The sequence below is a fragment of the Streptomyces sp. NPDC005774 genome (assembly GCF_042871645.1).
GTDB lineage: Bacteria > Actinomycetota > Actinomycetes > Streptomycetales > Streptomycetaceae > Streptomyces > Streptomyces pratens.
Genome location: NZ_JBIAIV010000049.1, coordinates 1 through 14,541 on the forward strand (window position 1 = coordinate 1; position 14,541 = coordinate 14,541).

At 74.5% G+C, this 14,541-nt stretch carries 8 protein-coding genes and 1 pseudogene; 5 read left to right on the forward strand and 4 right to left on the reverse strand.

Annotated features, from left to right (window positions below; genetic code table 11):
• Positions 1-329 precede the first annotated feature (329 nt).
• From ACFYQA_RS31530 to ACFYQA_RS31550, 5 genes are all read left to right on the forward strand, one after another.
• Positions 330-623 (forward strand): DUF503 domain-containing protein, encoded by a 294-nt coding sequence (locus ACFYQA_RS31530; protein WP_388925154.1) that lies wholly within the window; start codon positions 330-332, stop codon positions 621-623.
• Between the two features lie 65 nt (positions 624-688).
• Positions 689-1,174: a 30S ribosome-binding factor RbfA gene (rbfA, locus tag ACFYQA_RS31535; protein WP_388925156.1), complete on the forward strand. Its 486-nt coding sequence runs from the start codon at positions 689-691 to the stop codon at positions 1,172-1,174.
• A complete protein-coding gene (truB, locus tag ACFYQA_RS31540) occupies positions 1,171-2,076 on the forward strand; it encodes a tRNA pseudouridine(55) synthase TruB (protein ID WP_388925158.1) in 906 nt (301 codons plus the stop codon). Before rbfA ends, truB begins: the two co-directional genes overlap by 4 nt.
• A gap of 674 nt (positions 2,077-2,750) precedes the next feature.
• Positions 2,751-6,335 carry a serine protease gene (locus ACFYQA_RS31545; RefSeq protein WP_388925161.1) on the forward strand — a complete coding sequence of 1,195 codons (3,585 nt, stop codon included), beginning with the start codon at positions 2,751-2,753 and terminating at the stop codon, positions 6,333-6,335.
• Positions 6,336-6,476: 141 nt separating this feature from the next.
• Positions 6,477-7,430 carry a bifunctional riboflavin kinase/FAD synthetase gene (locus ACFYQA_RS31550; RefSeq protein WP_388925164.1) on the forward strand — a complete coding sequence of 318 codons (954 nt, stop codon included), beginning with the start codon at positions 6,477-6,479 and terminating at the stop codon, positions 7,428-7,430.
• A gap of 90 nt (positions 7,431-7,520) precedes the next feature.
• Here the strand turns inward: ACFYQA_RS31550 and ACFYQA_RS31555 are convergent.
• From ACFYQA_RS31555 to eccE, 4 genes and pseudogenes are all read right to left on the reverse strand, one after another.
• Positions 7,521-8,500 (reverse strand): annotated as a pseudogene (locus ACFYQA_RS31555) (ABC transporter ATP-binding protein); the annotation flags it as partial.
• Positions 8,501-8,916: 416 nt separating this feature from the next.
• A complete protein-coding gene (locus ACFYQA_RS31560) occupies positions 8,917-11,844 on the reverse strand; it encodes an SCO5717 family growth-regulating ATPase (RefSeq protein ID WP_388925167.1) in 2,928 nt (975 codons plus the stop codon).
• 353 nt (positions 11,845-12,197) lie between these two features.
• Positions 12,198-13,010, reverse strand: coding sequence for a hypothetical protein (locus tag ACFYQA_RS31565; RefSeq protein WP_388925170.1), 813 nt, complete (start codon positions 13,008-13,010; stop codon positions 12,198-12,200).
• Complete coding sequence (eccE, locus tag ACFYQA_RS31570; RefSeq protein ID WP_388925173.1) at positions 13,007-14,344, reverse strand: type VII secretion protein EccE; 1,338 nt, start codon at positions 14,342-14,344, stop codon at positions 13,007-13,009. The genes ACFYQA_RS31565 and eccE overlap by 4 nt, the downstream gene beginning before the upstream one ends.
• Positions 14,345-14,541 lie beyond the last annotated feature (197 nt).

Here is a 14,541-nt window from a genome sequence, read left to right on the forward strand (position 1 = left end):
GGTACCCCCTGCGCAACCGGCCCCGCGCCCGCGCCCCCCCCCGCCCCCCCCCCCACCCCGCCCCCCCCCCCCCCCGGGGCGGCCCCCCCCGGGGGGGGGCCCGCCCCCCGCCCCCGGGGCCCCCCCGCCCGGCACACGTGTCCAGGGACGGGCACAGGGGCGGGGACGGGTCACGAAACCGGGGGGCCGGGCCGGGTACGCTCACCGGCGGGTCCACGGAGCGTAATATCCGTCGATCGGCCCGCCCCTTCGATGTACGGTTCTGATGTCCCTGCCCACCACGGACGGCGGGGACGCCGATCCCGTACCGGCGGGTGAACCGGTTGTGCATGTATGTGGGGACGCTGTCCTTCGACCTCCTCCTCGGCGACGTCAGGTCGCTGAAGGAGAAGCGCTCCGTCGTCCGCCCGATCGTCGCCGAGCTCCAGCGGAAGTACGCGGTGAGCGCGGCCGAGGTGGATCACATGGATCTTCATCGCAGGGCCGTCATCGGCCTGGCGGTGGTGTCCGGCGACGCGGCGCACCTGACCGACGTACTGGACCGGTGCGAGCGGCTGGTCGCCGGGCGCCCCGAGGTGGAGCTGCTGTCCGTCAGGCGGCGCTTCCGCGGCGAGGACGACTGACGAATCCAGACTCCGGGAACGCGGAGCTTTGACAACTCGGACAGGAAAGAACGGGAGACGGACCAGTGGCCGACAACGCGCGGGCGAAAAGGCTGGCGGACCTCATTCGGGAGGTGGTGGCCCAAAAGCTGCAGCGCGGGATCAAGGACCCGCGGCTCGGCACGCACGTCACCATCACGGACACCCGGGTCACGGGTGACCTGCGGGAGGCGACCGTCTTCTACACGGTGTACGGGGACGACGAGGAGCGGAAGGCCGCCGCGGCGGGCCTGGAGAGTGCCAAGGGCATCCTGCGCTCCGAGGTGGGCCGGGCGGCGGGCGTGAAGTTCACGCCGACCCTGGCGTTCGTCATGGACGCGCTCCCGGACACCGCGCGCAACATCGAGGACCTCCTCGACAGGGCGCGCCAGTCCGACGCCAAGGTGCGCGAGGCGTCCGCGGGCGCCGCGTACGCGGGCGGGGCCGACCCGTACCGCAAACCCGAGGACGCAGAGGACGCAGCGGACGCAGCGGACCCCGAGGACGCAGAGACGGGCGACACCGCCGAATGACCCAGAAGCACACCACGCCCGACGGCCTTGTCATCGTCGACAAGCCGTCGGGCTTCACTTCGCACGACGTGGTCGCCAAGATGCGCGGCATCGCCCGGACCCGCCGCGTCGGCCACGCAGGCACGCTCGACCCGATGGCGACGGGCGTCCTCGTCCTCGGCATCGAGCGGGCCACCAAACTCCTCGGCCACCTCGCGCTGACCGAGAAGGAGTACCTGGGCACCATCCGGCTCGGGCAGGACACTCTCACGGACGACGCCGAGGGCGAGATCACCTCGTCCACGGACGCCTCCGGGGTCACCCGCGAGGCCGTCGACGCCGGGGTGGCCAAGCTGACCGGTGCCATCATGCAGGTGCCGTCCAAGGTCAGCGCCATCAAGATCGACGGAGTGCGCTCCTACAAGCGGGCCCGCGAGGGCGAGGAGTTCGACATTCCGGCCCGGCCGGTCACCGTCTCCTCGTTCACCGTGTACGACGTCCGCCCGGCCGTCGCCGGGAACGGCACCCCGGTGCTCGACCTGGTCGTCTCCGTCGTCTGCTCCTCCGGTACGTACATCCGGGCCCTCGCCCGCGACCTGGGCGCCGACCTGGGCGTCGGCGGTCACCTCACGGTGCTGCGCAGGACCCGCGTCGGCCCGTACAAGCTGGACGCGGCCCGCACCCTCGACCGGCTCCAGCAGGAACTGGCCGTGCTGCCGATCGCGGAGGCCGCCGCGGCGGCCTTCCCCCGCTGGGACGTCGACGCCCGGCGCGCCCGGCTGCTCACCAACGGCGTGCGCCTGGAGATGCCCGAGGAGTACGCGGGCACCGGTCCGGTGGCCGTCTTCGACCCCGAGGGCACCTTCCTCGCCCTCGTCGAGGCGCACCGGGGCAAGGCCAAGAGCCTCGCGGTCTTCGGCTGACGGCCGGGCGGGCCGACGGATCGGCCGGCAGGCTCACAGGGTGGGCAGGCATGGTGCCGGCCCCCACCGGCCCACCACCCGGCCGGCACACCGCTCAGTGGTACGACCCGGTGAACGGCCTGATCGGTCCGCCGCGCGGTGAGCCTTGCATGCTCACCGCGTGACCGCCGTTGTCGCCGGGCTTTGCCGGCGTGACTGACCGACCGGTTGCGTCGGAAGGGCCGGGCCGGCCGTGCGATCGGCCGTAGCGGTCTCGCCGGCCGACCGGCTTGCCCGGCCGACCTGCGGCGCGACCGCCCCGTGGTTCCACCGGCGTGACCCTATGAGGGCCCGACGGGTCCGACCGGCCTGACGGGTCCGACCGGCCTGACGGGTCCGCACAGTCCGTGCGGACCCGCCGTCCCCACCAGCAGCCCGGCGCCGCAGGGTCCGCCCGTGGAACGGCGTCACGGGGACTGCATGCCGCCGCTCCACGGTCCCCCTCGGTTCCCCCACATCCAAGGTGTATCCACTGGTGACCGTCCTTTCACCCGTAAGTGCAGGCGCTCGGAGTGAACGGGGGGAGCGGAAGGGGGCGCGTTTGCCGAGGGTGCTGTGCCGCCGATCACCCGGCCCTACTGTCGAGCCGAGACAGTCGAAGGCACAGCACGAAGACACGGCATGAAGGTTCGACGATGACGTCGCGCGACCCGTCCCGTCATGAGCGGGACACGCTCCACGACCCGGCCGGCCGGAGTCCGGGGGAGGCCCCTCGGGCCCGGCGGGAGCCGTTGCCCACCGATGTCCTCGTCCGTGTCCAGGACCTCGACGGCCGCCCGCGCGGCCTTGCCTTCCCCGCCGACCACCACGGCACGCTGATCACCAGCCACGAGGCCGTCGACGGCCTCCCCGGCCTCGTCCTGCGCGCCCCCGGCGACCGCCACCGCGTCGTGGGAGCCGACGCCGTCACTCCGCTGCCCGAGCTCGGCCTCGCCCTCGTGCAGGCCGAAGGACTCGGCGCCGATCCGCTGCCCGTCACCGCGCGGGACCGCCTCGACAGCGGCGCCTACGTGCGGATCGCCGCCGGGTGCTGGCGCGAGGCGCGCGTACTCGGCGCGACCACCGTGACGTACACCACCACGTACACCACCACCGAGCGCTGCCACATCCTCGACGACGCGCTGGAGCTGGCCATCGGCACCACCGGCCGTGACGCGCTGCGCACCGGCGGCGGAGCGGCCGGCGGCCCGGTGCTCGACGCCGCCACCGGCGCCGTCCTCGGCGTCCTCGGCACCGCGCTCCGCTCCGGCGGCCGCGTCGGCTGCTTCGCCGTGCCGCTCCGCCCCGCCCCGGGCCCCCTCGCAGCCCTCCTCGCCGAGAACGCGGCGACGGTCCCGGCGTACGGCACCGACCTCAACCTCGCCGGCGTGCTGGAACTCACCGCCACCTCGGTCGGGCAGGACGGCCCGTCGGGCGCCCTCGCCCCCGGCGACGTCGTTCCGGTGGAACGGGCCGCCGTCACCGCGGAGTTCACCGCGTTCGAGCACGGCCCGGCCGCGGTCCTCGGCCTCGTCGGACCGCCCGGCAGCGGCCGTACGACGGAACTCGCGGCGCTCGCCGCCCGCCGCCACCGCGCCGGCGGCCCCACGCTGTGGCTGCGCGGCGCCGATCTGCGGGAGGACGACCTCTCCGTCGCCGACGCGGCCCAGCGGGCGCTCGACCGGGCCGCCCGCATCATCACCGCCTCCCGCATCCGGATCCCGGCCGGACCCGAACGCCTCGGCGACACCGGCCCGGCCCGCCTCGCCGGCCTGGCCCGCCTCGCCGGCCGTCCGCTGCTGCTCCTCCTCGACGGCCCCGAGGAGATGCCGCCCCTCCTGGCCGGCCGCCTCGCCCAGTGGAGCGACGGGACGGCACGGTGGCTGCGGCGGAGCGGGGCGCGCCTGGTGGTGGGATGCCGCGCGGAGTACTGGGAGAGCGCGGGCGCGCTCCTCCCGGCGGAGCTGCTGCACCGACACCGGGGCGGGCATCGAGGCGAGTCCCCGGGCGGGCCCACGGCCGAGGGTCTTCCCGCGTGCGTGCGTCTCGGCGACCTGACCGCCGACGAGGCCATCGAGGCACGGGCCCGCTACGGCATCCCGGAGGGCTCCCCGGCCGACACCCGGCACCCGCTGACGCTCCGGCTGCTCGCGGAGGTCAGGGCCGCCCTCGCCGACGCCCCGGACGCGCCGGACGCCCGCGCGGACCGCCACGATGTCCTCTCCGCCCACCTGGACCTGATGTGCCTGCGCGTGGCCGTTCGCCTCGCCGCCGAGAGCGGGCTGAGGGGTACCGCCGTACGCCGGCTGGCCGCCAGGGTCTCCGGGCAGGTGCACGAGGCCGCCCGGCGCAGCCTCGGCCCCGGGCAGGGCGAGCTGGACCGGGAGGCGTTCGAGGCGGTGTTCCCGTGGAGGGCGGCACCGGCCGGGCTCGGCGGCGGCACCGGCTGGGCCCCCGCCGTACTCGCCGAGGGCCTCCTCGTCCCCGCCGGGACCGGCTACCGTTTCGCCCACGAGGAACTCGCCGACTGGCTCCAGGGCACCCACCTGGACCTGGACGGGGCTCTGCGTGCCCTGGTCCACGACGACCTCGGCGCCCCTCACGACCCCGACACCACCCCCGTGCCGCACCACCGCGTCGGACCCGTCGTCCAGGCCATGCTCCTGCTCGCCCGGCAGCACGGCACAGGCCCGCTCGCCTCCCGGCTCGCTGACCTGGTGCACGCCCTCGACGCCGGGACCGGCTCGTGGTGGGCCGTCCGGCTGCTCACCGAGACCCTCGCGCGCGTGCCCGACGCGACGCCCTACACCAGGGTGCTGCGGCTGCTGGCCGACCGGATCGTGGCCTGGCGGCAGCAGCGGCGGCCGGTGCCCGGTGAGCTGGGCCCCGCCTTCTGGACCGCTCTCCCCCTACCTCTGGAGACCGGCTTCGAGCTGCTGCGCGGACTCGTCCACGCCGACGGCCCCCCGTGCGAGGCCGGTCCCCGGTTCCTGGACGCCGCCTCCCGCCTGTTCAGTGCCGACCCCGTCGCCGTACTCCCGCACCTCGTCCGGTGGTTCGAGGACGAACGACCGCTGCCCGCCACCCCGCACGCGACGGTCGCGACGGCGGCACAGGCACTGCTGCACACCCACCGGTACCGCGCCCCGGACACCCTGACCGAGGCGCTCGCCGACAGCCCGCACCGGCGGGCCGGACAACTGCTCGGCGTGCTGGCCGAGGAAGACCCTTCGGTGGTGTGCCGGGCCGTCGGCCGCTGGGCGCGCGACGAGCGCCCAGGCCGCCGCGCGGCAGCGGTGACCTACGGGCTGCTGGCCGCACCGCACGCCCGTGACGAGACCGACCGCACCCTGCTGCGGTACGCGGCCCTCGCCCTGCTCGTACGTACCGGCGACCGCGCCCTGCACGGCGGCGCGCTCGCCCTGCTCGTCCAGGACCCGAGCGGCAGGGACCGCCACCTCGCGCGGGCTCTGGAACACATCGTGGCCGGCGACCCGTACGTCCCGCCGAGCGCGCCGGCCCGCGCCCTCGCCACCCACCCGGAGGCCGTCCTCGACGGCCTCCGGGCGAGGCTCGCCCGGTCGGACGCCGGCGGGACACCGGACACCCCCGCCGAGGTGCCCGTTCCCACCAAAGCGGATGCCGACACCGACACGCCCGGCCCGGCCCCCCGCGTCGCCGCGCTGGTGAGGGCGGCGGTGGAGCGGTGGCCGGACCTCGCGGGACAGCCGGCCGCGTACGCGGACCCGCGCCCGGACCAGGAACCGGCCGGCCGCGACGTCCTCCTGCCCCTGCTCACCGGCCTGCTGGACGCCGGACCGCAGCCGCTGCGGGCCGCCCTCGCCGGTGCCCTCGCCGAGCCCGGCACCCCCGCCTCGCGCCCCCTGCGCCGCGAACCGCTGGACCCGCTCCTCACCCACGACCACGACCCCGGCCTACTGGCCGCGGTGCTCGGCGCCGCCGCCCGCCACACCGACGACCCCCGCCACGTCGACGACCCCCGGCGGACCGGCGACCCCGCGCGCGAGCTCGTCCGCCGCACCGGGCTGCTCCTCGTCCGCACCCCCGAGGGCGCCGCCCGCTTCGACCACGTCCTGACCGACCTGGGGCGGCACGTCCCGGGCTTCGCCGCCGCCCTGGCCCACTGGCTGGCGGACGCGCCCCAGGAGTGGGCGGACGTGGTCGGACCCGGCACCCGGCGGATGATCGAGACCCGGGCGGGAGTGGGCGTTCCCGTCTGAGCCGCACCCGGGAGTGCACAGCGTCACACTGCCGGAGCGCCGATGCCGATGCGAGCCGACGGCGGTCGGCATGGCACCCTTAGACCTGCGTAGGAGAAGTCCACGGACTCGGCCCGACAAGGTTTCGACAAGGAGCAGGCAGTGCAGCGCTGGCGTGGCTTGGAGGACATCCCTCAGGACTGGGGGCGCAGCGTCGTCACCATCGGTTCCTACGACGGAGTCCACCGAGGGCACCAGCTGATCATCAGGCACGCCGTGGACCGGGCCCGGGAACTGGGCGTCCCCGCGGTCGTCGTCACCTTCGACCCGCACCCCAGCGAGGTCGTCCGCCCCGGCAGCCACCCGCCGCTGATCGCACCGCATCACCGCCGCGCGGAACTCATGACCGAGCTGGGAGTGGACGCGGTCCTGATCCTCCCCTTCACCACGGATTTCTCGAAGCTGTCGCCGGCCGAGTTCGTGGGCAAGGTCCTGGTCGACAAACTGCACGCCAAGGCGGTCGTCGAGGGCCCCAACTTCCGCTTCGGCCACCGGGCCGCGGGCACCGTGGACTTCCTCGTGGAACAGGGCAAGATCTACGACTTCGAGGTCGAGGTCGTCGATCTGTACGTGAGCGGTGAGGCCGGCGGCGGCGAGCCGTTCTCCTCCACACTCACCCGCCGCCTGATCGCCGAGGGTGAGGTCGAGGGCGCCGCCGAGATCCTGGGCCGCCCGCACCGGGTGGAGGGCGTGGTCGTCAGCGGCGCCCGGCGCGGCCGCGAACTGGGCTTCCCCACCGCCAACGTCGAGACGCTCCCGCACACCGCCATCCCCGCCGACGGCGTCTACGCGGGCTGGCTGCACGCCCAGGGCGAGGCCATGCCGGCCGCGATCTCCATCGGCACCAACCCCCAGTTCGACGGCACCGAGCGCACGGTCGAGGCGTACGCCATCGACCGCGTCGACCTGGACCTCTACGGCCTGCACGTCGCCGTCGACTTCCTCGCCTTCGTCCGCGGCCAGGCGAAGTTCGACTCGCTCGAGGCGCTGATGGAGCAGATAGCCGCGGACGTCAGACGCTGCAAGGAACTGGTGGCAGCGGCCGAACGGCCGTAGACACGCCGTAGGCACGTACGAAGGGCCTTCACCCGCGGGCCTGCACGCGCGCAGCGACGGGGCGGAGGGCCCGGACGGGTCCCGGGTCTCACGCGCGTGGGCCCAGTGGCAGGCCACCCGGCCGGCCGTGCCCTCGCCTCCGCTCCCACCTCCGCCGTCGAGGATCTCCAGGTCCCGGGTCCGGCACGCGTCCGCGACGCCCGCCCGGTCCGCCTCCCCGTCGAGCAGGATCCGGCAGCGTGCGTGGAACCGGCAGCCCCCTGGAACACGGGTCGGATCCGGGGGTGCACCGCTCAGGACCACCGGGTCGCCCGGCGCTTCCGGAAGCACCGGCAACAGGGCCTGCGTGTACGGGTGCCGGGGTGCGTCAGCACCTGCTCCACCGTCCCGGTCTCCACGATCCGGCCGAGGTGCATCACCGCGACCCGGCCGGCGATGTTCCAGGCCAGCCCGAGGTCGTGCGTGACCACCAGCGCGGACAGGCCCAACTCGGCACGGAGCCGGAGCAGCAGGGCCAGGATCTCGCCGCGTACGGAGGCGTCCAGGGAGGCCACCGGCTCGTCCGCGACGAGGAGTTCGGGTTCCAGGACCAGCGCGCCCGCAATCACCACCCGCTGGCGCTGACCGCCGGACAGCTCGTGCGGATAGCGCAGGAAGAACCGCTCCGGCGGCCGCAGCCCGGCCCGCGACAGGGCCTCCGCGACCGTTGCCCGCTCGTCACCGCCGTACCCGTGGATGCGCAGCCCCTCGGCCACCGCGTCGTACACCGTGGGCCGGGGGTCGAGCGAGCCGCTCGGGTCCTGGAGGACCAGCTGGACCCGTTTGCGGTACGCCTTGAGGGAACGGCCGGAGTGGTCGAGCGGCCGCCCGTCGAAGGAGATGTGCCCCGCGGTCGGCTCGACCAGGCCCAACAGGGCGCGGGACAGGATCGTCTTGCCGCAGCCCGACTCGCCCACCAGGGCGACGATCCCACCGGGCCGGATGCCGAGGTCGACACCGTCCACCGCGCGGGCGGGACCGGCGCCGTGCCGTCCGGGGAAGGCGACCCGTACTCCCCGGGCGCTCAGCAGCGGGGAGCCGGTGGGGGAGCAGGAGGGCTCCGAGGGGCTGGGGGCCCGGTGGGGCCGGGGGCGGCAGCGGGGGAGACCGTCATGGGGTGATACGCCTCACTTCCTCCAGAGGCACCTGGCCCCTGGCTCCTCGGCCGCGTCCTGCGCGACCCGTACGCACGCCGCCCGTCGCCTCGGTCCCGCCGCCCGCAGCGGCTGGTCGTCCACCGCGCAGGACTCCAGTGCCACCGGACAGCGCGGAGTGGATTGACGAGCCCTTTGCGCCCATTGGCCGAGATCACTGAAGCGCTCCTGGCCGGCGCCTGACGCCGTGGTACGACCCGGAAACGGGGACGGCCCGCACCGCGTACGAACGGTGCGGGCCGAAAACGGGACCGCCCCCTCGAAAGGGGCCGACCGGGTGATGTGCGCGGCGGCTACTGCTGCGGAGGCGGCCCCTGCGGAGGAGGCGTCTGTCCGCCGCCGGGCTGACCGTGCTGATCCGGCCCGCCCGCCTGCGGATAGCCGTAGCCGGGCGTCTGGGGGTACGGCCGGCCCGGGGCCGGCTGCGGGTAGGGCTGACCGGGCTGCGCGGGGGGCGGGGCGTACGGCTGCCGGCCGGGCTGCGGCTGCGGCTGCTGGGGAGGCGGAGCCTGCTGGGGGTGCGGTGCCTGCCGGCCCGGGTAGGGCGGGTCGGGGGCGTACTGCCCCGGGACGTGCTGACCGGGAGCGTACTGGCCGGGAGCGTACTGGCCCGGCAGTGGCGGGGCGGCAACCGGCGGAGGGTTGCCGTCGGAGGTCCACAGGCCGTGCGACTGCTGGTGCCGGACGAAGTCCTCGGCGACCAGTGACGCGAGGTTGAAATACGCCTCCCGCACCTTCGGCCGCATCATGTCGAGGTCGACCTCCGCACCGGCGGCCAGATGCTCGTCGAACGGTACGACGATCACGCCACGGCACCGTGTCCGGAAGTGCGACACGATGTCGTCGACCTTGATCATCTTGCCGGTCTCGCGCACACCCGAGATGACCGTGAGCGACCGCGAGACGAGATCCGCGTACCCATGGGCCGACAGCCAGTCCAGCGTCGTACTGGCGCTGCTCGCACCGTCCACGGACGGCGTCGAGATGATGATGAGCTGATCGGCCAGGTCCAGCACGCCGCGCATGGCGCTGTAGAGCAGACCCGTACCGGAGTCGGTCAGGATGATCGGGTACTGCTTGCCCAGGACGTTGATCGCCCGCCGGTAGTCCTCGTCGTTGAACGTCGTCGAGACGGCGGGGTCGACGTCGTTGGCGATGATCTCCAGCCCGGAGGGTGCCTGCGAGGTGAACCGCCGGATGTCCATGTACGAGTTGAGATGCGGGATCGCCTGCACCAGGTCACGGATGGTGGCCCCGGTTTCCCGCCGCACCCGGCGGCCGAGCGTACCGGCGTCGGGGTTGGCGTCGATCGCGAGGATCTTGTCCTGCCGCTCGGTGGCGAGCGTGGAGCCGAGCGCGGTGGTCGTGGTCGTCTTGCCGACACCGCCCTTGAGGCTGATCACGGCGATCCGGTAGCAGGACAGCACCGGAGTGCGGATCAGCTCCAGCTTCCGCTGCCGCTCGGCCTCTTCCTTCTTGCCGCCCAGCTTGAAACGCGACCCCCCTGCTGCGGGACGGCTGCTCTTGGCCTTCTGCTTCCTGCTGTTGAGCAGCCGGTCCGACGACAATTCCACGGCCGCGGTGTAACCGAGCGGCGCGGCACCGGGGTTGGTCGGCTGCCGCTGGTCGTGCCGGATGGGCTGTGGCCAGGCGGCCCCGGTACGCGGATCGACGGGCGGCTGCGGCTGGGCCTGCGGGGGATGAGGTGCGATGTGCTGAGGCGGTACGGCAGCCTGCGGGTTCTGCGGCGGCTGGGGCTGCTGGAGTGGGAACCCCCGCTGCGGAGCCTGCGGTTGCTGCGGCTGTGGGGGCGTTCCGGGCTGCTGTGGGTGCCCCTGCGGGAAGCCGTATCCGGCCTGCGGAGTGAGCGGCTGCTGCGGCTGCTGCGTGGGCGGGGCGGGTGCCGGGTGCGGTGGCATCGGTCCGTCCGGCGTGTTCCAGGCGGCGGGTGCGGGCTGCGGCGCCTGCGGCTGGAAGGGGGGCTGCTGCGGCTGCTGGGCAGACACACCCGCGTCTTCCGGCCGTGCCGGTGCGGGAGCGACCGGTGCCGGGGGCGCTGCAGGAGGAGCCTGCGGCGCCTGCTGCGGCTGGGCCGGCCACTGGCTCGCGGGCGCCGGCGCGACGGGGTGCGACGGGGGCGGCACGATGGGCGGTGCCGGGGGAGTCCAGGCCACCGAGGCCGAGGTGCCGGACGAGACAGGTACGGAGTCCTCGGGCGCGTCGGGCGCGTCGGGCGCGCTGGTCGCGGAGAGCGCCGCGTCGGTCACCGGTTCGTCGCTCACCGGCTTCGCGTCCTCGGGCTCGGGCGCTTCCGCCTCGGCCCCGGGTTCCGTTCCCGGCTTGCCGAAGTCGTCGTTCGTGGCGTACTCGTCGCCTTCGTCGGCCTCCGCAGCCGATTCGGAGGCGTCGGCGATGTCGGTGCCCCCGTCCTCGGCGCCGTCAGCAGCGAAGGGGGCGGAGGCAACGGCGGGCTCGTCGTCGCCGGTCAGGCCCTGTTCGTCGGCGGGCTCCGGCCGCGTTTCCGGCTCCGCGTCCGCCTCGGGCGCGGCTTCGGTCTCGGCCTCGGTCTCGGCCTCGGCCTCACGGTTCTGGATCTCCTGCTTCAGCGCGGCGGCGGAGAAGCGGAGGGTGGCACCGCTCTCGAGGTCACCGCTGCCGGAGTCCCGGCCGAACCCGCTGACCGGAAGATCCGGCACGGCCGCGGGAGGAACAACAGAGCCCGGCTCGGGCATGGGCGCCGACTGCGGCTCCGGCTCGAACCCGCTGCCCATCGGGAGCCGTGGCACGGCTCCCGGCCCCCCGGAGGGAGGAGCCGGCGGCGTGAACGGCGCGCCCGGCGCGGGAGCCGGCGGTGCAAAGGGAGCGCCCGGCGCGGGCGAAGCGAAAGGCGCCCCTGATGTCGGCGCCGGAGGGGACGAAGGCCCAGGAGCGCCGACCGCGTGCGGCGGCGGAGTCAACCCGGGCAACGGCGGAACAGGCCCTGGGGAAGCGGGAGGAGAGGACGAGGTGCCGGCCCTCGAATCCGCCCCCGCCCCCGCTCCTGCCCCCGACTCCGACTCCGACTTCGGCTCAGAACTCCCCGAAGCGTTCTGCGTGTACCAGGCCGGCGGCGCGTAGTCGATGGTGAACTCGCCCGTCGTCTCGACGGCGGACTCCGCATCGGGCTGGCCATCGCCGGGTGTCGCCCAGCCCCCGTGCGTCCCGTCCCGATCGCTGCTCACAGTTCCTCCTGGTGTGGTCGAACATCCTCACGCCGTGCTGAGGCGACCATTTCTCGTCGTCCAGACTTGTCCGAGGCCGTTTGAGGGGCGCTGCGAGTTCGTCCGATTCACGGCCGTCCGCCCCACCGGCTCCCCTGGGGACACCGACGCCCGGTCCCAGCCTAATCGTCGATGTCGGCACACCGGCAGGCCCGTCCGCCGCTCAGTACACGTCCGTTCCGTCACGGCCTGGCCGGCGGCACCGCCATGTCCGCGGGCGCGCCGGACAACGCGTCGCATGCCAAGGCGAGTTCCGCGCCGAAGAAGGGACGCACCGAAACGCTTCGCTCATGTGCCGCCGAGCGGCCGCGTCTTCAGTCCATTCGTCGCGGCGTACCCAGCAGCCCGACCTCGGCGTCCGTCGGCTGGGTCATCACGTACTGCCGATCGCGGTCGGCACACCAGAGAGTGACACCGTCCGCGAGGGTCGGCAACGCGTCCACATCACCCCTGGGCAAGGCCATCGAGCGGCCCAACTCCCCCGCCTCGTCCGGCGATACCCGCTGCACGCCCACGAGACGCGCCTGCCGGATCAGCCGGGGCGCGACGGGGCTGAGATAGGGCAGAAGCGTCAGCACCGACTTCCAGGGCCCGGAGACCACACGTCCCCGCGGCGGCCGCATGCCGCAGTCGCGCACCACCAGCACCGGCGTGCCGGCCGAGGCACCCAGCGGCGGTACCCGTCCCACGTCGTAGACCGCGAGTCCGTTCTGACCGCCGCCCATGGCATGGACCATCTGCGTCCACGCCTGCGCCCGCCCGGTCTCCACGGCCACCCGCGCGCCGATCGCCGCGGCCCGCAGCGCGAACACCTGGGCCGTCCACAGACCGCCGATGAGCACGACCTCGTACGGCGTGGGCCGGTTCAGCCCCAACACCGCCGCCTGTCCCTCGGCGTCCACCCCGATGACGACCCCGTCGTCCCCGATGGGCAGTGACAGCGTGTCCACGTCCGCCGCGGACAGGGTGTGGCGGCCGTGGCGTGGGCCGAGCAGGCCGAAACCGGCGCGCAGCAGGCCGCGCGCCCGCCGGGCCACCGGCGGCTGCGCACCGGCCGGTGCGTCCGCGGCTCCCGGCACGCCGTACCCGTCCGGCCCGTCAGCGGTCCGTGTCGTCATGGCGGTCACCGGACACCTCCGAGGGGCAGAGTGGCGAGCACACCCGGCAGTTGTTCCCGGTCGAGCCGCGTCAGCGCGGCGCCGGCCTCCCGTGCGGCACTCTCCAGCGCACGCCGCGCTTCGGTCAGTTCCTCGGAGCTGCGCCCGGTGACCCGCAGATGGCCCCGCAGCGACATCTCCTGCCGGTCCGCCCGGTCCGCGCGCGCGAGGGTGAGGCTGACCGTGGTGGCGAGCGCGGGAACCGCCGTGATCTGCGCGACGAACTGGGCCAGGGAGATCCCGCGGTCGCCGCCCAGGTGAGGCCATCTGCGGATCCAGTACGTGGTGTGCCTGCGGTTGTCGCAGCGCCAGCTCCGGCCGGACTCCTCGGTGCGTCTCTCCTGCCGGTTCGCCCGCCCCGCTTCGGCCGTCACCAGCGGGTTGGCACAGGCCGACGTGGCAATGGCCGACGTCAGCTCTTCCTCGTCGAGCACCGTGGCGCGGAACCCGGCGCCGGTCAGCCTGCTGACGAGGTGGTCGGCGACCCGCACGACGCACTTCTGCGCGCCGACCAAGCCGCCGCCCCGGGCCGCCACGGCCTCCGGACACAGCTCCGGGGCGACCTTCAGCGCGATCCAGGTGATCCGTACCGCGGGAGCGCCGGTCTGCTCCTGCAACGGCGCGTAATTGCTGACGGCCACGGACTGACGCGGCAAGTGCAGCGCGGGCGCGGGCTGCGTGTGCAGCACGATCTGCGCCGACTCCAGGAGGATTCCGTCCACCTCGAGTGCGTCCCGCACCAAGGCCAGCGGCAGCGGCCGCCGGCTCCGCTCGGCGCGCAGGGCGGTGGCGTCCCCCTCCACCTGCACCACCGCGGTGACGAAGGTCCCGTCCCCGACGATGCCGACGGGCCGCCGCTCCCGGCCGCCGTACGCGTACGTGCGCAGGCTCGGATCGCACTCCAGGGCCGGGGCGAGTCCCGGCTCGGTGCCGGGCGCTGCCACCAGCTCCGGTGCGCGCTTCTGCCGGACGCGCAGAGCCCGTGCCGTGGCGACCCATTCGGGCAGGGAGCGGCCCCGGCGACGCACGAAGGCCGGCAGGACCAACGCGACGGCGACAACGGCGGCGGGCACCAGTGTCACGGTGCCGAGGGCCCACCCGGTGAGGAGGACGGCGGCCGCGAGCTCCAGCAGGACGATCCGTTGCAGCCGGAACGAACCCGGCCGCCCCGCACGCAGCCTGAGATGGAGACCGCCTCGCGCGGACGGCTGCCGCGTCGCCCGCGGCTCCGGCCCTCGCCCTGGCCCGGCGGAGCCGCGTGCCCCCGTCCGGTCACGGCTCGAGGCCCGCGTTCCGGAAACCATCACTCCATCCCCCCGATTCGCCCACAACTCGCTGAAACTCCGGCACCGCACCAGGCCCCGAAGGGCCCAGGCACCCTACCCGGCCCTCAACTCCCCCCTCACACCAGGCATAGTAGGGGCCGCGTCCGACATCGGCGGGCAGGGGACGGCGATCCCCGGCGTTGCCCGGGTGCACGCGGATGCACGCGGACGCGCAT